Genomic DNA, 22,099 nt, shown 5'->3' with positions numbered 1-22,099 from the left:
TTTTTAATAACCTCAGTGATTGCTATCACAATGACCTTTTTATATCGCTTTTTGTTTCCCCATCGGGAATTATCATCTTGCCTTGGCAGACTAGAACTGATGCACCACCCACAGAAACTTCCGTGATTGACCGGTTATTTTTCTGAAACTTTAATTGTAAACTGCTGGGTCTGCCCATTTCCACTCCTTGGATTATCGTCCATTGATTCATCCCTTCCCTAGAAGATTCTAAGGCCCCTAGGTAACCCGCCAAAGCGGCCACAGCCGAACCGGTGGCGGGATCTTCCATAACTCCCAAACCGGGGGCAAACATTCGGCCATAAATACGAGATTGGGGTGATTCTGGGTCAAAACAGCAGACAAAAAGGGAATTAGCGGGGGATTGGCCCAATAATGATGACCATTGAGTTAGATTTAGTTTTATTTTCCCTAAAATATCTCGATTTTTGACGGGGATGAATAAAAAAGGAAGACCGCAGGAAAAGGACCGGGGGGGATAACCGGGTAAGAAATCGGCAACGCTGAGGGAAAGAATCGCCGCTAAATCATCGAGAGCATAAATATCTGCCACTAATTCCGGTAATTGTGCCACTTTTAACTCACTATAGACCGGTTTTTCCCCCTCCATGAGAATTTTCACTGGTACTAAACCGACTCCTTCCTCCAGATAAATCGTGGTTTCTTGGTGGGGGGGAATAGCAGCGATTAGGGCTAAAATATAGGCTGTACCGACGGTAGGATGACCTGCAAAGGGTAATTCGGTACTGGGGGTGAAGATACGGACTTTTTTAGTGCCTTGGGGCGTTTCTGGCGGAAAAACGAAGACTGTCTCCGAGAAGTTAAATTCGGCGGCGATTTTTTGCATCTGGGTGCGGGTTAATCCAGACGCTTCCGGAAAAACCGCCAGGGGATTACCGCCAAAAATGCGATCGCTAAAAACATCGGCGGTATAGTAGGAATAGGTAGGCACGCGGGGGATAGGGCAACAGTTATCGGAGAATTTTTTGATCTTACACCTATTTTCACCCATGACCGCTGGGCGCACGCGGTGCGCCCCTACTTTTGGCGCGATAATAAATATTATTTTAGGGGCGAATTGCCTTCGCCCTCTTTTAATAACTTCTGCTGCTCACCATCAGTCCTGTTAGTCTTTATTAAGAAATAATTAAAATACAGAGTTTTTCCGGCTCTTCGGGACTTGGTATGGTTCGATTTGGGGGCATAAATCGACTCAATCCTTATCTGGCAAGAGATTTAATTGATTAGTTCGCTCCAGATCGCAAACAATTGACAAAAATTGCGGCAATGTCTGTCTCTATAAAGGTTTCATTCCTTATAACCCCGTCCATTGCATAAAACAAACCGAAGAACCGTTTTTCCTAAAGATAAGGTATGTCTTGAATCGTCTCGGAGTCTCCTAATAACTGCTATAGGCTCTACTACTTATTCGCTTCTAATCTGGCTAATAAACTGACTAACTTATCTCTAACGGAATTGTGGGTGTATTCGTCTTCAGGGTGAGGTTTTTGATGGGGTTTTTGAAAATAGGGACGTTCCCCGTATAATTGTCCCCATTTCACATCGACTCGGTGTACTAATTCATAGAGTAATTCTTGATTGTCTAAAATTTCTTCTAGAATTAACTGTAAAGCTTGAACGGGATTATCTAAATTTTGACTGACTTTTGTTAATTCTTCATCAACGATAAGCTGTAAAATTATCTGCAAAGCTCCCGAAGAATCCCCTAAATTAGCGGCAATAAATTGTTTAATCTCTGTGGTAACTTGCACCAATTTAGGGACGGGAGATTCCCCTTTGAGGAAATCCGCCCCCTCTTGAGCGATAAAATCTGCTAGGGTAAACTCGCGCCTTTCGATGATATCTTGGGAAAAATCCGGTTCTTCAGGGGTCATAAATTAAAAAGATTAGCGATAATAGACTCTAGGACTTATTGTGACATTTTTAGGAATATCTATGGGCATCGATCGCAGAGAGTTTCAGCAGCGTCGTCAGCAGGTAATGGAAAAAATCGGCAATGGAACGGCAATTTTTCGCAGTGCGCCCATGGTGGTCATGCACAATGACGTAGAATACACCTATCGTCAGGATAGTGACTTTTTTTACCTGACAGGATTTAATGAACCGGAGGCGGTGGCGGTTTTAGCACCCCATCACCCCGAACATCAGTTTATCCTGTTCGTGCAGCCAAAAGATCCAGAAAAAGAAACCTGGACCGGCTATCTCCACGGTGTGGAAGGAGCAAAGGAGATTTTTGCTGCTGATGAGGCCTATTCTATCGAAGAATTGGAGGAAAAATTACCCCAATATCTCGAAAAAGCCGAACGAATTTATTATCATCTCGGCCGGGACAAAACTTTTAATACAGATGTTCTCAAGCACTGGCAAAAATTAATCGCCACTTTTCCCCGTCGCGGCACTGGACCGACTGCTTTAGAGGATACTAATTTTATTCTCCATCCTTTGCGCTTACTGAAAACCGAGGCCGAATTGGACAATATTCGCAAAGCAACTGCTATTTCAGCACAGGCACATAATCGCGCCAGAGAATTCACCAAAGTTGGTCACTATGAGTATCAAATTCAAGCAGAAATTGAGCATACTTTTCGCCTAGAAGGGGGTATGGGTCCGGCTTATCCTTCTATTGTCGCTAGTGGTGCTAATGCCTGTATTCTGCACTATATCAACAATAATCGCCAAGTACAAGAAAATGAGCTTTTATTAATTGATGCCGGTTGTGCCTACAATTACTATAACGGTGATATTACCCGCACTTTTCCCGTTAATGGTAAATTTACCCCCGAACAAAAAATTATCTATGAAATTGTTCTGGAAGCTCAACTAAAGGCGATTGAAGTGGTGAAAACCGGTAATCCTTATAATCTTTTTCATGACACAGCCGTGAGAACAATTGTGGAGGGATTAGTAGATTTAGGGCTATTGGTCGGCGACATTGATGAGATAATTAAAGAGGAAAAATATAAGCCTTTTTATATGCACAGAACCGGCCATTGGTTAGGATTAGATGTCCATGATGCGGGAGGTTATAAAGTTAACGAAGAAACTTGGCAAACTTTGCAGCCTGGTCATGTTTTAACCGTAGAACCCGGGATTTATATCTCCCCCGATATTAAACCTGCTGAAGGACAGCCGGAAGTGCCAGAAAAATGGCGAGGTATCGGTATCCGTATCGAAGATGATGTGTTAGTTACTGCCACAGGAAATGAGGTTTTAACTGCAACGGTTCCCAAAAAAGTTGAGGATATCGAATCTTGAGTAAAAAGCTAGGTGTTAAAAATTGTCAGTTTCCCCCTAACCCTAGGGTTGATTCATAGTAGGGTTGATTCATAGTAGGGTTGATTCATAGTAGGGTTGATTCATAGTAGGGTTGATTCATAGTAGGGTTGATTCATAGTAGGGTTGATTCATAGTAGGGTTGATTCATGAATCAACCCTACCCCCCTTAAGGAGATTCAATTAAGTTTTTTCTAGAGATTATCATGATTGCTACCAAAGAAAAATTATATACCTTTGCAGAATATTTAAATTATCAGGACTCCACGGATGATAAATACGAATTATTTAACGGAGAATTAATTTCCATGCCTCCCGCTAGTGGCTTTCATGCTTTGATACTTAGATATATATTTAAGGTGTTAGAAAGGGAAATAGAGAGGCTACAATTGGACTGGCAAGTTATGCCTGCTACGGTGGGAATTCGCACCGATAAAGCTAAATCGAGAATCCCCGACTTAATGATTTTAACTGCTGAACAATGTCAAGAGATTAGAAATATGACCACAGCAGTAATTGAATTTCCTCCCCTCTTAGTTGTAGAAATTGTTAGCCCCAATAATGCCGATGATGACTACCGTTATAAGCGTTCAGAATACGCAGTGAGAGGCATTCCTGAATACTGGATTATCGATCCTATTGCTCTAAAAATATCGGTTTTAACCCTGATTTCGGGATTTTATGAACTGGCAGAATTTAATCAGGAAGATAGGATAATATCGGTGACATTTCCCGATTTAAAATTAACTCCTCAAATGGTCTTTGAATACTAAAATCTTGGCTGGAGGTTATCATGATTGCTACCCAACAAAAAAAATATACCTTTGCAGAATATTTAAATTATCAGGATTCCACAGATAATAAATACGAATTATTTAACGGAGAATTAATTTATATGCCTCCCGCTAGTGGCTTTCATGCTCTAATTCTTGCCTTTATTTATGATTATTTAATGGCAGAAATTAAAAGATTAAATCTAACTTGGAAAGTTATGCCCGCTACGGTGGGAATTCGCACCGATAAAGCTAAATCGAGAATCCCAGACTTAATGATTTTAACTGCCGAACAATGTCAAGAGATTAGAAATATGACCACAGCAGTGATTGAATTTCCTCCCCTCTTAGTTGTAGAAATTGTTAGCCCCAGTAATGCCGATGATGACTACCGTTATAAACGTTCAGAATACGCAGTGAGAGGCATTCCTGAATACTGGATTATCGATCCTATTGCCCTAAAAATATCGGTTTTAACCCTGATTTCGGGATTTTATGAACTGGCAGAATTTAACAACGAAGATAGGATAAAATCGGTAACATTTCCCGATTTAAAATTAACTCCTCAAATGGTCTTTGCACAGTAGCATTATTAACGATTATGACTATCCCCTTAGAAATCCAACAACGTTGCCAACAACTAAAAACAGAACTACAAAGAGCCAGTTATGCTTATTATGTTCTTGATGATCCTTTTATACCCGATAGCGTTTATGATCAACTTTATCGGGAATTAGAAGACCTAGAAAAGCGTTATCCCCAATTAATCACCCCCGATAGTCCCACCCAAAGAGTCGGGGATAAAATCTCTAGTCAATTCGTTTCTGTCCGTCATAATATTCCCCTGTATAGTCTCGAAAATGCCTTTAACCTCGAAGAATTAAATAAATGGGGCAGCCGTTGGCAGAGATATGTAAATGAAACCCAAGACACGGAATATGTGTGTGAATTAAAAATCGATGGTTCCGCATTAGCTTTAACCTACGAAAACGGCTTTTTAGTCAGAGGTGTTACTAGAGGGGATGGAGTCACTGGCGAAGATATTACCACCAATGTGCGGACGATTCGCTCTATTCCTTTACGCTTAAATATAGACAATCCCCCGGCAATTGTGGAAGTGCGCGGTGAAGCTTTTTTACCCCTCGACACTTTTGATAAAATCAATCAGGAAAGAGAAGAAAAAGGGGAATCTCTCTTTGCTAATCCCCGCAATGCAGCAGCAGGAACCCTACGACAATTAGATCCGAAAATAGTTGATAAAAGACGCTTACAATTTTTTGCCTATACCCTGCATTTAGACGATAACCATATCACCACTCAATGGCAATCCTTAGATAGATTAGAAACCCTGGGATTTCTGGTTAATCCCCACCGTCAACTCTGTCCATCCCTGCAAGAAGTGGCGCAATACTATCAAGATTGGCAAGAAAAACGTCATCAATTAGCCTACATGACCGATGGTGTCGTAGTCAAAATCAACGATTTACAGCGACAAAATCGCTTAGGATTCACTCAAAAATTCCCCAGGTGGGCCATCGCTTTAAAATATCCCGCCGAAGAAGTCCCCACGGTAGTTAAAGATATTATCGTCAATGTGGGACGCACCGGCGCAGTTACACCCATGGCGGTGATGGAACCGGTACAGGTAGCAGGAACCACCGTACAAAGGGCTACTTTACATAATAGCGATCGAGTGGCCGAATTAGATATCCGCGTCGGTGACACGGTAATTATCCGCAAAGCGGGGGAAATTATTCCGGAAGTGGTGAGAATCCTGCCAGAATTGCGTCCTCCCCACACCTTACCCTTCCAGATGCCCACTAATTGCCCTGAATGTCAATCTCTCCTAGTCCGTCCAGTGGGGGAAGCGGTGACGCGCTGTGTTAATAGTTCCTGTCCGGCGATTTTGCGGGGAAGTATAGTACATTGGGCCAGTCGCGACGCTCTCGATATCCGGGGATTAGGGGAAAAAGTGGTAATTTTGCTGATTGAACAGGGATTAGTTACCGCCATTTCTGACCTCTACAGCCTCGAAAAAACGGAAATTGCCAAATTAGACCGAATGGGCGAGAAATCCGCCTTAAATTTGATTACAGCTATGGCTCAGAGCAAAAATCAAAGCTGGTCGAGGGTACTTTATGGGCTAGGAATTCGCTATGTGGGCAGCGTTAACGCCCAAATTCTCTCCGAAAGTTTTCGGACTGTGGAGGAGTTAGCTAACGCCAGCGTGACTGATTTAGCTTCTGTCTATGGTATCGGTGAAGAAATCGCTCAATCGGTCTATGATTGGTTTAAAATCGCCGCTAATCGGGATTTAGTCACTAAATTACAGGCAGCCGGTTTACAATTTGCTGCGGCAGCAAAAACCACCACCACTAAAGCGACTTTAGCAGGGAAAACCTTTGTCATTACTGGCACTTTACCAACTCTCAAACGAGAGGAAGCGAAAGAATTAATCGAAAAAGCCGGGGGGAAAGTGACGGGTTCTGTGAGCAAAAAAACCGATTATTTAGTGCTAGGAGAAGCGGCGGGTTCTAAGCTAGAAAAAGCCCTAGAATTGGGCATTACTCAGCTAACCGAAGCACAATTACTCGAATTAATCAAGGCTTAAAAGCTTAAGATTGCAGCAAATCCGCCGAAGCATTAAGTAGGGTTTGCGGCAAAAAGTTTTTCGGTGGGGGTAGGGTGTGGCCCCCCGATGTCGGGGGGGTGTGGGGTGTAGGGTTTTACCGATTTTCATCTGCCAGCCCTAATTAATCGGGTAAATCAAAGCTGATAGCTAAAAAAACTGATAGCTGATAACCCGGGAGAAAATATAATTGTAGCTACCTACCCATTCCTGATTAATTCCTATGGCAGAAGAAACCACCACCCCCGCAACTCCGGCAGCAGAAGCAGCAAAACCGGCTCAACCTGCGGCTGCTAAAAAACCCAAGGAGCCAACCGTCGAGGAAAAACCCTTTGCTGAATTTATTGAGCAGCATTTTCAGCCCGCATTGGCCGCAGCCTTGCAAAAACTGGGTATAACTGATATAAAGCTGTCCTTTAAACAGGATAAAATTCCCGTGCAGGGTTTTTCTAGCTCTCCCTGTTGGCAGTTAACTGGCAATTGGCTCGAGGGAATGCGTCAATTTAGCATTTATTTTTTGGAAGAAAACATCAATGGTAAAAAAGCTTTTTCGCAGGCGGAGGGCGGCGCTCAACCTAGTACACTTGAATCATTTATGATCGATGAAAGGAAAGTTAGTCTTGATTTACTGTTGTTTTACACCCTGCAACGGCTTAACGGTCAAAAGTGGTTGACTAGAAACTAAAATTGCTCAGGATTAGCGATCGAGAAGGGGGGTAAAATGAGTATAGACGACCACCGCTTATCGATCGCTAATAGTAATTATGCGTGTATTTGTACTACTTTTTAACGCAGGCACAGAAAACGAAGGTATCCACACCATTCAAATGGGAGCTATCAATAAGGTGTTGATGTTTGAATCGGAAGATGATGCCACCCGTTATGCTCTGCTGTTAGAGGCACAGGATTTTCCGACTCCCACGGTAGAGAAAATTGATTCCGAGGAAGTGGCAGAATTTTGTCGCGGCGCCGGCTATCAAGCGGAAATGATTGCAGCGGGTATGTTGGTAATTCCCCCCGAAAGCAATGCCGAGGAGTTGGATTGGCAAAAAGAGGAAGTCCCCCCCGCCGAGGAGGAGTTTTCCGAGATTCCCGATGCGGAGTTAGACAGCATCCGTCGTCGTCTAGAAGGACTTTTGTAATCCAGTGATTCAGTGAACAGTAATCAGTAGTTTGGAGTCAGAAGACAGGATAATAAATCAATATTGTTCACTGATAACTGATAACTGACCACTGATAACTGATAACTGACCACTGATAACTGATAACTGACCACTGATAACTGATAACTGACCACTGATAACTGATAACTGATAACTGAATATGACAACCGTGGGGGAATTGGGCGAAAATTTGGTGGCGGATTGGTTGCAATTACAGCAATGGCATATTCTCCAGCGTCGTTGGCGTAGTGCTGGCGGTGAAATCGATTTAATCGTCTTGTCTAAATCCCAAGCGACTCTCGCTTTCGTCGAGGTGAAAACCCGCAGTGCTGGCAATTGGGATTTAGGGGGCAAATTAGCGATCAATGACCGTAAACAAGGTAAAATTTACCAAGCTGCCCAGATATTTCTTGCCTTTTATCCCCAATGGTCTGATTTAAGCTGTCGCTTCGATGTGGCGTTAGTTAGTTGTCAAAAAAGTTCTCTATTAGCTTTACCTGAGTTTTCCCTTGATTATCCCTGTCAGCTACAGGCAGGTTATCAATTGCAATTACAGGAATATCTCGTGGCGGTTTTCTAAAAACACAATAGGCCCGCCTAGGGAGGCGGGCTTCATCTTGTACAAACGATATGGACTCCTAAAAGTTTAACGGACTCAATACAATAGAGGTTTACAGAACCCACAACAGTCTATCTGTCAACTATCAAGATTTCTCAGTTTACCGACTCAGGTGCTGATTACGGCTCACTCCATCTGTCCTATATCGAGCAACAGAGGCGAAACCATACTTTACTTTACAAACTTTGAGAATCTGTGTCCGATTTAGCTGTTGCGTTGATCTAGAGCAGGTGGCACAGGCTCTAGGTCTTTTTGCCTGGAAGGAAGTTGAGTCGCTTCCTTTGTGCCTTATGTTTTTAAGATAACACGTTTGTCAGGACACGATCAACCTTGTGATTAAAGTTTACACTTATTGATTTTTAGCAAAAATTGCCGTTACAAAACTATAGATAAGTGGCTGATAGATGTAGATATTTTACAACTAAGCTGTTTTGAATCTAAATTGCATATTCGATTTTTCCGACCGCCGACCGCCCCCTGCCGACCGCCTGATCTCAACAAGCAATTTAAATTACGAACAGCTTAAATTGTTTCTCCCCGCTCCCTGCTCTCCTGTACTTTTTAAACAAGATTTAGTATCACTATAGGTGGGAGAGAGTCACAAATATTAAGAGGAACCTAAAAAATGAGTCTAAAACTTTACTTTTTGCGTCATGGCGAAACCACAGCCAGTCAAACGGGTAGTTTTTGCGGTCGATTAGACTTGGAACTAACCCCGGCCGGCTATGAAATGGCCAAGGATTTCGCCCTTGCCTATCGAGATGTGCCTTGGACAGGTATCTATTCTAGTCCCCTCAAGCGCACCATGGCCACGGCCACCCCTTTAAGCGAACTCTTAGGTATTCCCATCCACAAACGGGAAGGATTAAAAGAGATTGCCTACGGCCAATGGGAGGGAAAAACCGCAGCTGAGGTTAATCGGGAGTTTCATGATGATTATGTGCGCTGGTTAGCAGATCCGGGCTGGAATTCTCCCACGGGGGGCGAAAAAGGCATCGATATCGCTCGTCGCAGTTCGGAGGTATTAGAGGAAATCGACCATCATCACGATGATGGCCATATTTTGATTGTTTCCCATAAAGCAACGATCCGAATCGTGTTATGTTCTCTTTTAGGCATTGATATCGGCCGTTATCGCGATCGAATTGCCATGCCCGTGGCCTCGGTAACGATCGTCGAATTAGCCGAACATGGTCCCCTCTTTCAAGTCATGGGCGATCGCTCTCACATCCGCAATGACCTGCGCTCCCGAGCGGGAACCTAACCAGTCAACAGCAACCAGGGAAACCCCAGATTTGGTCTCCTGAAAAACTATGTGCTTGATGTTATATTTTCTACGACACGGACAGACAGCCTATAGCAAAACGGGAGGATACTGTGGTACTCCAGAAAATGATCCCGGTTTGACTGCCGAAGGCATCGAAATGGCGGAAGAATTCGCCGATGTCTATCGTTCTTTACCTTGGCGTGCGGCCTACGTCAGTCCCCTCCAAAGAGCTATTCAAACCGCTAAACCTCTCTGTGAAGCGGTGGGACTGAAATTAGAAATCCGGCAGGGATTACAAGAGATCGGTTATGGTCTTTGGGAGGGTATGCACCCCAACGATATTGATCATCAATATCATGATCTCTATGTGCGTTGGTTGACGGATCCCGCTTGGAATGCTCCCCCCAACGGGGAAAGGGGCATCGATATCGCCCGTCGTTCCGCGGCCGTTTTGGAGGAAATTGAACACACCCACAGTGAGGGCAATATCCTGATTGTTTCCCACAAGGCCACTATCCGGATCATGCTCTGTAGTCTGATGGGCATCGATGTGGGCCGTTATCGCGATCGATTTGAAATGCCCGTAGCCGCTGTCAGTATTGTCGAATTAGGCAGTCGTGGCCCGCTTTTCCATGGCATCGGTTTACGTTCCCACCTCAGTGAGTACCTGCGTTCTCTCCCCTGCACCTAATCAGTTATCAGTGATCAGTTATCAGTTATCAGTGATCAGATGTGAGTTTTCAGGTCACTGATTACTGTTTACTGGACGGCTACGCCGTGCCTTTGGCAACACTGAAAATACTCCCCACTTCATAATTCATAATTCATAATTCATAATTCCCAATTTATGACCAAAATCCATCACTTTGAGCGATTACCTTCCACTAATACTAAAGCTTGGCAATTATTAGAGTCGGGGGAAAATCCGCCTTTTGTGGTGATTGCTAGTCAACAAAGTGCCGGGAGGGGACAATGGGGACGGGAGTGGATTTCTGAACCGGGAGGATTATATTTATCTTTGGCGTTAAATCTGGATTTAGAGGTGGATAAATCTGCCCATCTCGTTCTCGCTACAGTTTGGGGCATCGCTCATCATCTGAATTGTCAAGAAATACCTGTTAAAATCAAATGGCCGAATGATTTGGTATTATTAGGGCGCAAACTAGGGGGAATTAACCTAGAAACCCGTATTCAGGGTCAAAACATCCCGCAAGCAGTCATCGGAGTGGGCCTCAATTGGTCTAATCCTGTCCCCCCCACCGGTATTAATTTACAAGCTTTTACTGGCAATAAAATCACCTCGATCGCTCAGTTAACTTCTCTCACCAGCGATGCTATCCTATACGGCTATGAATATTACTGTCATCACGGTATAAAAGCCCTATTAGCATCCTATTTAGAACTTTTTGCCAATTTTGGTCAAAAGATAGCTTTCGAGGGCTATCAGGGCATAATAACGGGGGTAAGCGATCGAGGGGAACTAAAAGTTAAACTCACTTCGGACAATGCCAGTAGCGAAATCTATATACCGGCCGGTAGGGTCAGTCTCGGCTATAATTGAGTCTAAATATTTTTTTGACTAAACTGTGAGAAGTGAGGCCGCCCTATGTATCCTTCATCGGTGATATTGAAACTTTTTCTAGGAAAATCCTTAAAAAAGAAGCTGAGTTTATGCAGTGGTCTCGGTTTAGTAATCAGCGGTCTGATTACTCTTGCTCCCAATGCGATCGCTAATTCCGAAACTGGCAGCGAAACCCCAGTAGTGGAAAATGCCGCCCCGACTCTGAAAGCCCCCGTTATCAAAGAAAATACTAATCCCGCCCCCCGTCTGGCTATCCCCGAAAACCATCAAACCGATATGCCTACCCTTGCCCCCCGGGCCGGCGGTAAAAATAATTTTATCGATACTAGAAACTTTAAACCCCCCAGTTCCGTTGTCGTCACCGAGCGCCGCAGTGGTTGCCAAACCATCGCCCAAAATGGTCAACTGGTAGGAGGTAGCTGTAATCTGGCGGCCCGGGCCTCCCGTCGTCAGCCGGTCAGCACTGTGGCCAAACCCTTACCCCCGGTTAATCTGGCCCGGGTACGTCTCAATCCTAATCCGGCCGTGCGCGTAGGACGGCAGCCCCGAAATCAGCCGGTTATTGCTAATAATTCCCTGCGTCGTTATGCCCCCACTCTCGTCGCTTCTACCTCCCCGGTACGTCTGGCTGCCCCGACGGTGATTCCCAGTCAGGTGGTGGCCCTCAATCCCCCGGAATGGAATGGCGTAAAATTGGCTTTGGCCCCAGTGACTCGCGCAGAAGTGGAAGCAATCAGCGAAGCGACCACCTATGAGCGGGCCACCCGTTTAAGTCCCACGGATTCTAACCAAAATCAACGCACCGATTTACTCTTTCCCCTCGCTCTTCCTGCCCAAATTACCTCGGTTTTCGGGTGGCGAAATCATCCGGTCAGCGGCAATCAGGCCATGCACGCGGGTACTGATTTAGGCGCGCCGATGGGAACACCTGTATTAGCCGCCTACGCAGGGGAAGTGGCCACCGCCGACTGGTTGGGAGGTTACGGATTAACGGTGATTTTACGTCACCTCGATGGTACTCAAGAATCTCGTTATGCCCACCTTTCGGAAATTACCGTCAAACCGGGAGAATGGGTGGAACAGGGTGCGGTTATCGGTCGCGTGGGTAGTACGGGACTTTCTACCGGTCCGCACCTACACTTTGAATGGCGACACCTAACCGAACAGGGTTGGACCGCCGTAGATGCCGGTTTACATCTAGAATTAGCCCTCGATAATCTGGTGCAGAGAATGCAAATGGCCGCAGCCACTGACTCTAATCAGAATTAATTTGTTTTGGGTTACAACCATAGCAGTTTTTGGAGCTTAAAAACGCATCGTTGAGCTTTTGCCCAATTGATGCGTTTTCATACATTCGCAGTCTTAAGTAGGGCTTGCTGAATAAATGTGAAATGTAGGCAAGGTAAGGGTTTTGTGGCTTTTCTCGCGAAACAGGTGCAAGATTTTGAGAGAATCGTGCTTCAAAACCTGGCATCTTGAGCGGCGCTCGCGTCCTGTAGGGGCGAAGCATTCGGGCAATAACCTATCGGTGAAACCGTAGATTTTCTATCCGAATGCTTCGCCCGTACTTTTTCAGCCAACCCTAAGTAGTTGGACAAAAATAAAGTTAACTGTGGGGTCAGGAGTCAGGAGACGGGAGACGGGATACACGCTAAGATACAAATAATAAACTTGAGAGAAGCACTTGATTAAATATGACTCTAACTGACGTTGAAGTAAATCCCTCGACTCCAGAAGATTTTTTAGATTCTGAAACATTAGTACAGGTCGATTTAATGCAGCAAAAGATTCAACAATATTTACAAACCCTATCAGTAGAAAATTTAAAGATGATTCTAGAATTTGCCGCTTATTTGTCAGATAAAGAAAGTGAAAAGGCAACACAAGAAATTAGAGCAATCCCGAATATTATGGAACATTTGAAAGAAGCTGAAATGGATTTACAATCAGGTTGCCTCATTGATTGGGAAAGCTGAGATGACTTATAAAGTCCGTTTGACAGCTAAAGCAAATAAAGTTTATTCTGAAGCGGATTCAATCTTAAAAAAGAAGATTGCTAAGTGTTTAAAACTCCTTCAAGAAACACCGAAAAATCACCCTCAAATTAAAGCATTAAAGGGAGAATTTGCTGGGAAGTATCGCTTCCGCGTTGGAGACTATCGGGTTATCTATACAGTTGATGATAGTCAGTCTCAAGTTATTGTCTTGCTGATTGAACATCGCAGTCAAGCTTACCGCCAATAAATAGGGTTTGCTGAATAAATGTGAAATGTAGGCAAGGTAGAGGTTTTGTGGCTTTTCTCCCGAAACAGGTGCAAGATTCTGAGAGAATCGTGCTTCAAAACCTTGCGTCTTCATGGTTCCGCGTCCTGTAGGGGCGAAGCATTCGGACAATAACTTATCGGTGAAACCGTAGATTTTCTATCCGAATGCTTCGCCCGTACTTTTTCAGCAAACCCTATGTTCTATAAAAATGGTAATGCAAGGTTTTTGAAGCTCCCAATCCTCATAGTGTTAATATTCGCTAATCTCATCCAATTGGAAAGGCAAGATTTGAGAAAAAAAGGAGAAGTTAAGGAACGCGGAGCATTCGTTCTTCGATTTCTTGCCAGACGGTAGGGGAAATATTAACAGCCACTTTTTTGCAGTCGAGAATCCGGCGATTAATATAAAAATAATGCTTGTCTATTTCGCTAATTTCTTTGGGGGATAAATTAAGTAATTCAGGCGTTAAATTAAAAGCAGTACTCCACATTTTCAAGAATTGATCAGCAAATTCTTGACGTTCTTTTGTAGTTGCTTTATCATCAGGAATAATTTGTTTGAAAGCTTCTAAATCAGCGCTTAATTGGGAAAAATTAACCTTAGAAACAATTCGATCCTGAGCAAATAAGTTAACTAACTGGACAAACTCATCGATGAGTTTGGGGGTAAAGGACATCTTGGTGATTAAGTAGGCGATCTCGGGGGCGTAGGCGTAGGCGATGACGATGCTGTGGATGATGGCGGTGACGTTGGGGATGTGGATGACGTTGTAGATGTAGATGATGCAGGTGTAGAAGATGACGAGCCAATGGGCGAGCGCTCTTCTTCCTACAGGTTTAATCGGACTATCAACAGAATCTTTAGTCATCTCATCTGCCCATTGCAAAATCGGCACTAATTTTTGACCGAGGGGCGTTTTAAGATAATTATGGGCTTCTTTCTCCATTGCTAATAACAATTTATCGGCTTTCCCTCGCATCAAACCCGCCACTAACAAAAAGACCTCTTGCCAACGAGTTTCTGTTATATGATTCTTAACTGTTTCTTCAATCAAATCATTATCATAGATATACTGAGCCGTCAGGTATTCCTGAAGGGTTAAATGAGAAAAAGAATAGATATCTCTCGCCCGCTCTACTAAAATTCCCTGTTCAATTTCAATAGTTTTTAATACTTTTTCTCCGTCCAGATGTTGCGGAGCATTTAAGTTTTGTTTAAGGTGATCTTTAATTTGCTTAACAACTTCTCGTTTTTCTAGAAAAAGTTTATCTGCTACAAAATTCTGATAAGCAATTTCAGATAGCAAAATTTCTTCTTGCTCAATACTGAGATTTTCATAAACTAAACCGCGATTAGGTAAACGTTTTTCGGCTGACCATGTTTCCAATAAAATTCGTAACGCATTTTGATAAAGGCAACTGCGATTTGTGGGAAACGATTGCTTGTCATCATAAACCCAACACAAAAAAGTCAACAATAACGGTGTATGGGCTAACTCTTTTGCACTTTTATACTCCTTTTTTTGCAACAGTTCCCAACAATTTTTAGCCGTCTCATTTTTCCGATCTAATTCCGAACTAAACCAATGTTCAATAAAACTTTGAATTTGCTGATCATCAAATTCGACAATTTCAATATCGGTAAATCGTTGAAGATGAGTTCTAGCAGCAGTGCGACAGGAGAGAATAAAACGATTTTTATGATACCTATCTACAAAATCTTTGATTTTCTCGATTACATTATTCACATTAGCTGTTGGCACTTCATCCAAACCATCTAATAAAATTAGTAATTCTCCTTTTTCTAGTTTATTGCTAATATTTTTTTCCACATTGGGAAAACCACAGATTTTAAACTCCTCTTCAATTAATACCTGAATATTAATCTCGTTTTCTTTAAAGTTTTTCAACTCCAGTAAAACAGGTGTTAGAGGATGCTGATAACTGCCTTGATTTCCCTTGAGAGCTTCTAGCCCAACTTTTCGCAAAAATGTAGATTTACCAATGCCGGGATCACCAAGTACCATTAAATATTGTTCTTGATTAGCCAAAAGTAAACCATCTTTTTTACCATCATCCCTAAAGTTAAACCGTCGATGCTTACTCTCACGATATTTATTTTCTAAATTTTCATCATAATAATCCCTGACTAAATTACCCAAACATTTGGCATTAATATAAATTGACTCCAAATCCATCGGCTTAGACATTTTTAAAACCTTAATCATGCCGTGCCGATCCCAGTAACGTTGAGTATATTCCCGCAAAAAAAGATACTTTCCTTCTCTGATAAGCTGTCCGACATCTTTATGCAATAACTCATTTTTATTAATACCCTCCCACCCCGATTTAATCATTTGACCAATAAAATTATTAGTCAATGCCGTTACAATGGTTGTTTCAATTCCTGTCATAACTTAACCCCTGTAAATCCTCTAAAGTTCAGTATAAGCCAGAAAGCGGGTTTCTCATCAACCCAGAAACCCGCTTTCTCCGCTTTCTCATTATCAACTCAGAAAGCGGGTTTCTCATCATCAACCCAGAAAGCGGGTTTCTCATCAACCCAGAAACCCGCTTTCTCCGCTTTCTCATCATCAACTCAGAAAGCGGGTTTCTCATCATCAACTCAGAAACCCGCTTTCTCATCAACCCAGAAACCCGCTTTCTCCGCTTTCTCATTATCAACTCAGAAAGCGGGTTTCTCATCATCAACTCAGAAACCCGCTTTCTCATCAACCCAGAAACCCGCTTTCTCCAGTTTCTCATCATCAACTCAGAAAGCGGGTTTCTCAACAACTCAGAAAGCGGGTTTCTCATCAACCCAGAAACCCGCTTTCTCCGCTTTCTCATCATCAACTCAGAAAGCGGGTTTCTCAACAACTCAGAAAGCGGGTTTCTCAACAACTCAGAAACCCGCTTTCTCTTAGCTTAGAATAGTAAGCCAGAGAAAGCTGTTTTCTAGAGATAAGATAAATATGCCCTATCGTCAGAATATCTTTCAAGCAGGACAATACTACCACATCTATAATCGCGGCAATAACCGTGAAGATATCTTCTTTGAGCGAGAAAATTATCTTTTTTTTCTGCGATTGGTGCGTAAATATCTGGTAGAAACGCTAGATGTTATTGCCTATTGCTTGATGCCCAACCACTATCACCTGCTAATACGGCTGAAAAAAGCCGAGCTTTCTGCGGCAATGCAAGCCTTTTCCCTGTCTTATACCAAAGCCATAAATCGGCGATATGGGCGAGTTGGCTCATTGTTTCAAGGGCGGTTTCAGGCAATTCTCGTAAATGACACAGAGTATTTGTTGAATTTGTCGAGGTATATTCACTGTAATCCAGTTAAAGCGGGTTTGGTGAGTCAGCCACAGGAATGGGAATTCTCCAGTTTTCAGGAATATGTGGGATGGCGAGAAGGAACACTACCCAATCTGGAAATTATTGTCGCGACTTTAGGCTCGATGGCTGCTTGTCGTTCATTTATGATGATGGATATAGATGTCATCTCTCCAGAGTTAAAGGGGCTGCTGTTAGACGAGTAGGTAGAAACCTAAGAAACCCGCTTTCTTTAAGAAAGCGGGTTTCTTGAAGAAACCCGTTTTCTAATCTCTTAAACGGCTAAACTGAGAATAGCTGCCTGTCTTGACTCTCATTTCTCAGATTGTAAAATAATGCAAATTTATCTTGACTATAGTGCCACTACCCCCACTCATCCCCAAGTGATCGAGCGGGTTGCCACTATTCTCCAGCATCATTGGGGCAATCCCTCCAGTTTACACAGTTGGGGACAGGATACGGCGACAGTCATCGAAATGGCTAGAGAACAGGTAGCAGGGTTAATTAATGCCAATCCAGACCCAGATTATCTTCACTTCTGGCGGCACGGCTATCAAGCTAAAATTGATAAGCCCCCGGTAAACCGCCCAAGGCTGGTTCTAATCTTAAACCGAGGCTAAATCAGGACAAGGAGAAAAAATAAAAATTCTTGGGTGGCTATTCCCCCTTTTCCCTGTTCTAACTGATAACTGATAACTAATTACTGATAACTGCTCACTGATAATTGATAACTAATTACTGATAACTGATAACTGATAACTGATAACTGCTCACTGATAACTGATAACTGCTCACTGATAACTGATAACTGATAACTGAATATGGCTTATTCTCGCATTAAAAAACTAGCAAATTATCTACGTCCCTATTGGCAAATAGTAACTGGGGGGGTAGTTGCGCTGCTTATTGTTAATCTTTTGGGTGTTTATATACCGCTTTTAATCCGGGATAGCATCGATGATTTGAGTAAATCCTTTGACTTTCAAAAAATCATTTATTATCTAATTTCAATTGTCGCTTTAGCCTCGATTATGTGGTTTATCCGCATGATTTCCAGAGTGTTATTATTCGGGATCGGTCGTCAGGTAGAGTTCGATATTAAACAAAAAATCTTTCAGCATTTATTAACCCTTGAACCTGCCTACTTTTCTCGGCAAACTTCAGGAGATTTAATCAACCGTGCCACTAGCGATGTGGATAATGTGCGTCGTCTGGTGGGTTTTGCTTTGCTCAGTTTGGCTAATACTTTTTTTGCCTATGGGTTAACTTTGCCCGTGATGTTAGCGATTCATATTCCCCTTTCAATCGCCGCTATTTCTGTCTATCCTTTGATGTTAATTGCTGTGCAGTTATTTAGTGGTCGTCTGCAGCGGCAACAGAAAACAGTACAAGAAAAACTCTCGCATCTGAGCGATTTAATTCAAGAGGATATGAGTGGTATTACTCTGATTAAAATCTATGCCCAAGAAGCTAACGAGCGCCTAGCATTTAAACAAAGAAATCGCAAATTATTACAGGCTAATTTAGATTTAGTCCAGACTCGTAATTTTCTTTTTCCCCTGATTGAAGCTTTAGCCTATGTGAGTTTATTGGCCTTACTTGCCCTCGGTACTAGACAAATTATAGCGGGTAATATCACCATTGGAGACTTTATTGCTCTGTTAATTTTGGCCGAAAGATTAGTTTTTCCCACTGCTTTATTAGGTTTCACTATTACTGCCTACCAACAGGGAGAAGTGAGTATTGATCGCCTAGAAACTATCCTATTAGCTGAGGCTAAAATTAAAGACAATGCTGATTGTATTCACTTAAAAAATATTCAAGGAAAAATTACCGCCAAAGCCTTGACTTTTTTCTATCCTGATGCTAAGGAACCAGCCTTAAAATCTCTTTCTTTTACCATTAATCCGGGGGAAACGGTAGCGGTCGTCGGTGCGATCAGGTCGGGAAAATCTACCCTTGCTAACGCTATTCCCCGTCTTTTGAATATTGCCGAGGGACAGTTATTTATTGATGATCAAGATGTCACTCAAATTGCCCTGGAAGAGCTGCGAAAAGCGATCGCTTATGTTCCCCAAGAAAGTTTTTTATTTAGTACCACCATTGAAGATAATATCCGTTATGGCAATCCGCTGCTGAATTTTCCAGCAGTGGCATCGGCGGCCAAACAAGCGAGAATTGAGGAAGAAATCGAGAATTTCCCGCAAAAATACGGCACTTTAGTGGGAGAACGTGGGATTACTCTTTCCGGTGGTCAACGTCAACGGGCCTCTTTAGCGCGCGCTTTAGCCATCCAAGCACCGATTTTAATCCTTGATGATGCCCTATCTAGCGTCGATAATCAAACAGCCACGGCTATTTTGGAAAATCTCGCCCAAGAAAGCCAAAAAACCGTGATTTTTATCTCCCATCAATTATCGGCCGCTGCCACTGCCGATCGCATTTTTGTGATGGATCGCGGAGAAATTGTCCAGATGGGAACCCACGAGGAGTTAATCGCAGTCCCCGGAGTCTATCAAAATCTCTGGCAACAGCAGCAGTTAGAGTCTAAGGTTTTACATTAGCTGATAAGATAGGCAATCTCCTAGTTATTACCATTTAACCCTGATTTATCGCTATTTTGTCGATTTAATGGCAGTAAAAGCCCAGAATCTCACTCAACACTTTACAAAAATTTCTAGCCAATTTTTGTGTTATCTTGATTTCTCGTAGCACAGGTAATGTGCTAAAAACCTCAGAGAAGTTCACTTGCACCGAGAAATTCATGCTTAAAAATCTGACGAAAACCGCTCTTTTAGCCACTGCTACCCTGATCGGTGTCCCTAGCGTCTTAATTCAGCCGACATTTGCCCAAATGCCTAGTCTAGGAGATGGTATCATCTGTACGGCAACTGGCAAAACCGCCCAAGGAGTAAAACTCTATGTTTATACTTCTGAAATTGATGATGACTCAATCAACAAAAAAGAACCGGTGACACTGACAATGGTTTCTCCGGTTAGCGATGTGGTGGAAGGGCAAATTTTGGTAGTTAACAAAGACGATAACACCGTAACGATTGATAATTTTGCTGCCGCAACTCCCCCGGAAATGCAGCCGGTAGGATTAGCTGTCACTACCTACCAAGGTAGAAATACTTTTAGCGGAAAAAGTCAAGCAGGAACACCAGTTAGTTTTACCCTAGAAAACAATCTTCGCACCATTAAAGTTAAGCATGGTGGTGATTCTTTCACGGGAGTCTGTCACTAAAATTACCCTAATATGGGTTAACAGTTTTGTTAGTCCTCTTTAACTTGAGCATCTCAAAAGCTGGTTGTTATATTAACCCAGCTTTTTTAATTATAATTAGTTATCTTTTAGCGACAATGAACAAGGATCAACTTTTAACCGAACCTTTTTTACAATTACCCACCGAAACATCAATACAAGTGGTTTGGTTTACGGAATTTTTTGGCACTGGTCATCAGGTGCGCTACGGGGAAAAACTAGAAAAAATGGTTCCCGCTCGCACTAGCAAATTAACTAGAGTTAGAGAAGATACCAAATCGAGAACCCTTGAAGCTTATCAATCTTTAACCGAGCGAGAAATCTGGCGACATCAGGCAGAAATTACTGATTTAAATCCCGGGGAAAGGATTCCCTATCAAGTCACCAGTTTTCAGGAAAATACAGCGATTAGAAGTGATATTTATACCCTTACACCAAGACCAAAAAAAGGAACTAATCTCAAAATTCTGCTCACTTCCGATCATCAATTAATGCCGATGACTGCCGCTAATTTGCAAAAAGTTAGCGAAACTATTGGACAGATAGATGCAGTTTTTTTAGCAGGAGATTTAGTTAATATACCCGATCGAGCTTCCGAATGGTTTGATGATATTCGCGGTGGGGCATTCTTTCCCTGTTTACAAGGTCGTGCTAATTATCCTCTTACAAAGAATGGTATTAAGACTATTTATAAAGGGGGGAAAATTATTCAAAATGCTCCCTTATTTCCTGCTATTGGTAATCATGAAGTTATGGGTAGATTTTCTACTTCCAGAGGTTTAAATGAACAGTTTGAAGATGCTATTCCTCAGTTTATTGCTAAACAACTAGCAGAGGATACAGCAGCAATTAATGAAAACTGGTTAAAAAATAATGCTTTCAACACAGAAACCTACGAAGAAATTTTTTCTTTGCCTCAAAATAAATATTATTCTCTAACCTTTGGCGATGTTCGTTTAGTAGTTTTATATGTTACTAATATCTGGAGAAATCCCAATTTAGAACCCAGTGCCAAGGGAAGATATTATGAAAATCAAATAGATTTAGATAGACCAAATTGTTGGGGTTATGGTCAGCATATTTTTGAGCCAATTGCTCAAGGTAGTCCTCAATATCAATGGCTAGAAAAAGAGTTAAATAGTCGAGAATTTCAAGAGGCTAAATATAAAGTAGTTATGTTTCATCATCCTCCCCATACTCTAGGAGGAAATATCGTTCCACCCTACACCAATCCCGTGCCGACAATTCAACGGGATACCACGGGAAAAGTTAGATCAGTACGTTATGATTATCCCCAAGAAAATGACTATATTATTCGTGATCTAATTCCCTTGTTAGAATCAGCTAAGGTTAATTTGGTTTTTTATGGTCATTCTCATTTATGGAATCGTTTTCTTAGTCCTAACGGTATGAATTTTCTCGAATCTTCTAACGTTGGTAATAGTTATGGTGCTTATTTAGGTGATAAAAAACGTCCTGTACCTCTCGATAGAAATTATGCAGCCATCGGCAATCCTAATGGATTAGAAGCAATTATCCCGAACATTGCTCCTCTAGTGGATTGGGTTAATCAACCTTTACCCTATATTGCCAGTAATGATCTGACGGTTTTTAGCATTTTAGATACAGAAAAAGGAACCGTGAGCAGTTATCGTTTTGATACCCGTTATCCTGACTCCGAGGTCATTAAATTTGATGAATTTTCCCTTTTTAGCATAGGTGAAGTATCTTGACACTCCCAAAGTTTAGGCGTTGTCAGATCAGAAGAGGAAAGATGCAATGCTCCGGTGCTGATTCGGAGCATCTTTCAATTTGACAACGCCGATTGTAGGGCTAATTCCACTGCTAAATCGAGCGACTCTTGTTCCCCACTTAAGCCCAACTAT

Annotated in this window: 21 protein-coding genes and 1 pseudogene; 18 read left to right on the top strand and 4 right to left on the bottom strand. The window is 42.4% G+C overall.

All coding sequences use genetic code 11. The features are described from left to right. Positions 1-25: 25 nt before the first annotated feature. Positions 26-970 (bottom strand): PhzF family phenazine biosynthesis protein, encoded by a 945-nt coding sequence (locus O9324_RS13590; protein ID WP_288140451.1) that lies wholly within the window; start codon positions 968-970, stop codon positions 26-28. Positions 971-1,439: 469 nt separating this feature from the next. Beyond that, the gene (locus tag O9324_RS13585) at positions 1,440-1,913 is read right to left on the bottom strand and encodes a hypothetical protein (RefSeq protein WP_002765867.1); all 474 of its coding nucleotides are present in this window, start codon (positions 1,911-1,913) and stop codon (positions 1,440-1,442) included. A gap of 61 nt (positions 1,914-1,974) precedes the next feature. Here O9324_RS13585 and O9324_RS13580 point away from each other — a divergent pair, with 61 nt between their 5' ends. The 6 genes from O9324_RS13580 (at position 1,975) to O9324_RS13555 (ending at position 7,856) form a co-directional block, all read left to right on the top strand. Continuing rightward, positions 1,975-3,294 carry an aminopeptidase P N-terminal domain-containing protein gene (locus O9324_RS13580; protein ID WP_288140450.1) on the top strand — a complete coding sequence of 440 codons (1,320 nt, stop codon included), beginning with the start codon at positions 1,975-1,977 and terminating at the stop codon, positions 3,292-3,294. Between the two features lie 224 nt (positions 3,295-3,518). Then, positions 3,519-4,085: a Uma2 family endonuclease gene (locus O9324_RS13575; protein WP_288140449.1), complete on the top strand. Its 567-nt coding sequence runs from the start codon at positions 3,519-3,521 to the stop codon at positions 4,083-4,085. A 20-nt stretch (positions 4,086-4,105) separates the two neighbouring features. After that, positions 4,106-4,672 carry a Uma2 family endonuclease gene (locus O9324_RS13570; protein ID WP_288140448.1) on the top strand — a complete coding sequence of 189 codons (567 nt, stop codon included), beginning with the start codon at positions 4,106-4,108 and terminating at the stop codon, positions 4,670-4,672. Between the two features lie 14 nt (positions 4,673-4,686). Next, positions 4,687-6,696 carry an NAD-dependent DNA ligase LigA gene (gene ligA / locus O9324_RS13565; RefSeq protein ID WP_288140447.1) on the top strand — a complete coding sequence of 670 codons (2,010 nt, stop codon included), beginning with the start codon at positions 4,687-4,689 and terminating at the stop codon, positions 6,694-6,696. A 241-nt stretch (positions 6,697-6,937) separates the two neighbouring features. Next, positions 6,938-7,399, top strand: coding sequence for a DUF2996 domain-containing protein (locus O9324_RS13560; protein WP_002765891.1), 462 nt, complete (start codon positions 6,938-6,940; stop codon positions 7,397-7,399). A gap of 79 nt (positions 7,400-7,478) precedes the next feature. Then, positions 7,479-7,856 (top strand): DUF3110 domain-containing protein, encoded by a 378-nt coding sequence (locus O9324_RS13555; protein WP_002765892.1) that lies wholly within the window; start codon positions 7,479-7,481, stop codon positions 7,854-7,856. Positions 7,857-7,879: 23 nt separating this feature from the next. Here the strand turns inward: O9324_RS13555 and O9324_RS13550 are convergent, their stop codons facing one another. Beyond that, a complete protein-coding gene (locus O9324_RS13550) occupies positions 7,880-8,044 on the bottom strand; it encodes a hypothetical protein (protein WP_288140446.1) in 165 nt (54 codons plus the stop codon). Between O9324_RS13550 and O9324_RS13545 the strand changes: the two genes are divergently transcribed. The 7 genes from O9324_RS13545 to O9324_RS13515 all read left to right on the top strand — a co-directional run bounded on the left by O9324_RS13545 (position 8,038) and on the right by O9324_RS13515 (position 13,589). Beyond that, a complete protein-coding gene (locus O9324_RS13545) occupies positions 8,038-8,457 on the top strand; it encodes a YraN family protein (RefSeq protein WP_002765893.1) in 420 nt (139 codons plus the stop codon). The two genes, O9324_RS13550 and O9324_RS13545, sit on opposite strands and share 7 nt — an antisense overlap. Positions 8,458-9,121: 664 nt before the next feature. Continuing rightward, on the top strand, positions 9,122-9,760 hold the full coding sequence (locus tag O9324_RS13540) for a histidine phosphatase family protein (protein ID WP_002765894.1): 639 nt from the start codon (positions 9,122-9,124) through the stop codon (positions 9,758-9,760). 49 nt (positions 9,761-9,809) lie between these two features. After that, positions 9,810-10,454 carry a histidine phosphatase family protein gene (locus O9324_RS13535; RefSeq protein WP_185240559.1) on the top strand — a complete coding sequence of 215 codons (645 nt, stop codon included), beginning with the start codon at positions 9,810-9,812 and terminating at the stop codon, positions 10,452-10,454. A 156-nt stretch (positions 10,455-10,610) separates the two neighbouring features. Further along, the gene (locus tag O9324_RS13530) at positions 10,611-11,324 is read left to right on the top strand and encodes a biotin--[acetyl-CoA-carboxylase] ligase (protein WP_288140445.1); all 714 of its coding nucleotides are present in this window, start codon (positions 10,611-10,613) and stop codon (positions 11,322-11,324) included. A 45-nt stretch (positions 11,325-11,369) separates the two neighbouring features. Further along, positions 11,370-12,614 carry a M23 family metallopeptidase gene (locus O9324_RS13525; protein ID WP_288140444.1) on the top strand — a complete coding sequence of 415 codons (1,245 nt, stop codon included), beginning with the start codon at positions 11,370-11,372 and terminating at the stop codon, positions 12,612-12,614. A 425-nt stretch (positions 12,615-13,039) separates the two neighbouring features. Continuing rightward, positions 13,040-13,321: a hypothetical protein gene (locus O9324_RS13520; RefSeq protein WP_002759713.1), complete on the top strand. Its 282-nt coding sequence runs from the start codon at positions 13,040-13,042 to the stop codon at positions 13,319-13,321. A gap of 1 nt (position 13,322) precedes the next feature. After that, the gene (locus tag O9324_RS13515) at positions 13,323-13,589 is read left to right on the top strand and encodes a type II toxin-antitoxin system RelE family toxin (protein WP_287108676.1); all 267 of its coding nucleotides are present in this window, start codon (positions 13,323-13,325) and stop codon (positions 13,587-13,589) included. A gap of 328 nt (positions 13,590-13,917) precedes the next feature. Here the strand turns inward: O9324_RS13515 and O9324_RS13510 are convergent, their stop codons facing one another. After that, a complete protein-coding gene (locus O9324_RS13510) occupies positions 13,918-16,023 on the bottom strand; it encodes an NACHT domain-containing protein (RefSeq protein ID WP_288140443.1) in 2,106 nt (701 codons plus the stop codon). A gap of 561 nt (positions 16,024-16,584) precedes the next feature. Between O9324_RS13510 and O9324_RS13505 the strand changes: the two genes are divergently transcribed. The 5 genes and pseudogenes from O9324_RS13505 (at position 16,585) to O9324_RS13485 (ending at position 21,946) form a co-directional block, all read left to right on the top strand. Continuing rightward, on the top strand, positions 16,585-17,154 hold the full coding sequence (locus O9324_RS13505; protein ID WP_287628243.1) for an REP-associated tyrosine transposase: 570 nt from the start codon (positions 16,585-16,587) through the stop codon (positions 17,152-17,154). 129 nt (positions 17,155-17,283) lie between these two features. Continuing rightward, positions 17,284-17,497, top strand: a pseudogene (locus tag O9324_RS13500) (aminotransferase class V-fold PLP-dependent enzyme); the annotation flags it as partial. 272 nt (positions 17,498-17,769) lie between these two features. Beyond that, on the top strand, positions 17,770-19,512 hold the full coding sequence (locus O9324_RS13495; protein ID WP_288140442.1) for an ABC transporter ATP-binding protein: 1,743 nt from the start codon (positions 17,770-17,772) through the stop codon (positions 19,510-19,512). 200 nt (positions 19,513-19,712) lie between these two features. Beyond that, positions 19,713-20,195: a S1 domain-containing protein gene (locus O9324_RS13490; RefSeq protein ID WP_288140441.1), complete on the top strand. Its 483-nt coding sequence runs from the start codon at positions 19,713-19,715 to the stop codon at positions 20,193-20,195. A 116-nt stretch (positions 20,196-20,311) separates the two neighbouring features. Further along, positions 20,312-21,946, top strand: a complete 1,635-nt coding sequence (locus tag O9324_RS13485; RefSeq protein WP_288140440.1) for a purple acid phosphatase family protein — start codon at positions 20,312-20,314, stop codon at positions 21,944-21,946. Positions 21,947-22,099 lie beyond the last annotated feature (153 nt).

The organism is Microcystis sp. LE19-84.1B, assembly GCF_027531875.1.
In the GTDB taxonomy this organism is placed as follows: domain Bacteria; phylum Cyanobacteriota; class Cyanobacteriia; order Cyanobacteriales; family Microcystaceae; genus Microcystis; species Microcystis panniformis.
This window is presented reverse-complemented; position numbering and strand designations above follow the sequence as displayed.

Bases quoted from the DNA above. Each gene is read 5' to 3' on its own strand.
- O9324_RS13585 (WP_002765867.1), bottom strand. From the start codon at position 1,913: ATGACCCCTGAAGAACCGGATTTTTCCCAAGATATCATCGAAAGGCGC.
- O9324_RS13580 (WP_288140450.1), top strand. From the start codon at position 1,975: ATGGGCATCGATCGCAGAGAGTTTCAGCAGCGTCGTCAGCAGGTAATG.
- O9324_RS13575 (WP_288140449.1), top strand. From the start codon at position 3,519: ATGATTGCTACCAAAGAAAAATTATATACCTTTGCAGAATATTTAAAT.
- O9324_RS13570 (WP_288140448.1), top strand. From the start codon at position 4,106: ATGATTGCTACCCAACAAAAAAAATATACCTTTGCAGAATATTTAAAT.
- ligA (WP_288140447.1), top strand. From the start codon at position 4,687: ATGACTATCCCCTTAGAAATCCAACAACGTTGCCAACAACTAAAAACA.
- O9324_RS13560 (WP_002765891.1), top strand. From the start codon at position 6,938: ATGGCAGAAGAAACCACCACCCCCGCAACTCCGGCAGCAGAAGCAGCA.
- O9324_RS13555 (WP_002765892.1), top strand. From the start codon at position 7,479: ATGCGTGTATTTGTACTACTTTTTAACGCAGGCACAGAAAACGAAGGT.
- O9324_RS13545 (WP_002765893.1), top strand. From the start codon at position 8,038: ATGACAACCGTGGGGGAATTGGGCGAAAATTTGGTGGCGGATTGGTTG.
- O9324_RS13540 (WP_002765894.1), top strand. From the start codon at position 9,122: ATGAGTCTAAAACTTTACTTTTTGCGTCATGGCGAAACCACAGCCAGT.
- O9324_RS13535 (WP_185240559.1), top strand. From the start codon at position 9,810: ATGTGCTTGATGTTATATTTTCTACGACACGGACAGACAGCCTATAGC.
- O9324_RS13530 (WP_288140445.1), top strand. From the start codon at position 10,611: ATGACCAAAATCCATCACTTTGAGCGATTACCTTCCACTAATACTAAA.
- O9324_RS13525 (WP_288140444.1), top strand. From the start codon at position 11,370: ATGTATCCTTCATCGGTGATATTGAAACTTTTTCTAGGAAAATCCTTA.
- O9324_RS13520 (WP_002759713.1), top strand. From the start codon at position 13,040: ATGACTCTAACTGACGTTGAAGTAAATCCCTCGACTCCAGAAGATTTT.
- O9324_RS13515 (WP_287108676.1), top strand. From the start codon at position 13,323: ATGACTTATAAAGTCCGTTTGACAGCTAAAGCAAATAAAGTTTATTCT.
- O9324_RS13510 (WP_288140443.1), bottom strand. From the start codon at position 16,023: ATGACAGGAATTGAAACAACCATTGTAACGGCATTGACTAATAATTTT.
- O9324_RS13505 (WP_287628243.1), top strand. From the start codon at position 16,585: ATGCCCTATCGTCAGAATATCTTTCAAGCAGGACAATACTACCACATC.
- O9324_RS13495 (WP_288140442.1), top strand. From the start codon at position 17,770: ATGGCTTATTCTCGCATTAAAAAACTAGCAAATTATCTACGTCCCTAT.
- O9324_RS13490 (WP_288140441.1), top strand. From the start codon at position 19,713: ATGCTTAAAAATCTGACGAAAACCGCTCTTTTAGCCACTGCTACCCTG.
- O9324_RS13485 (WP_288140440.1), top strand. From the start codon at position 20,312: ATGAACAAGGATCAACTTTTAACCGAACCTTTTTTACAATTACCCACC.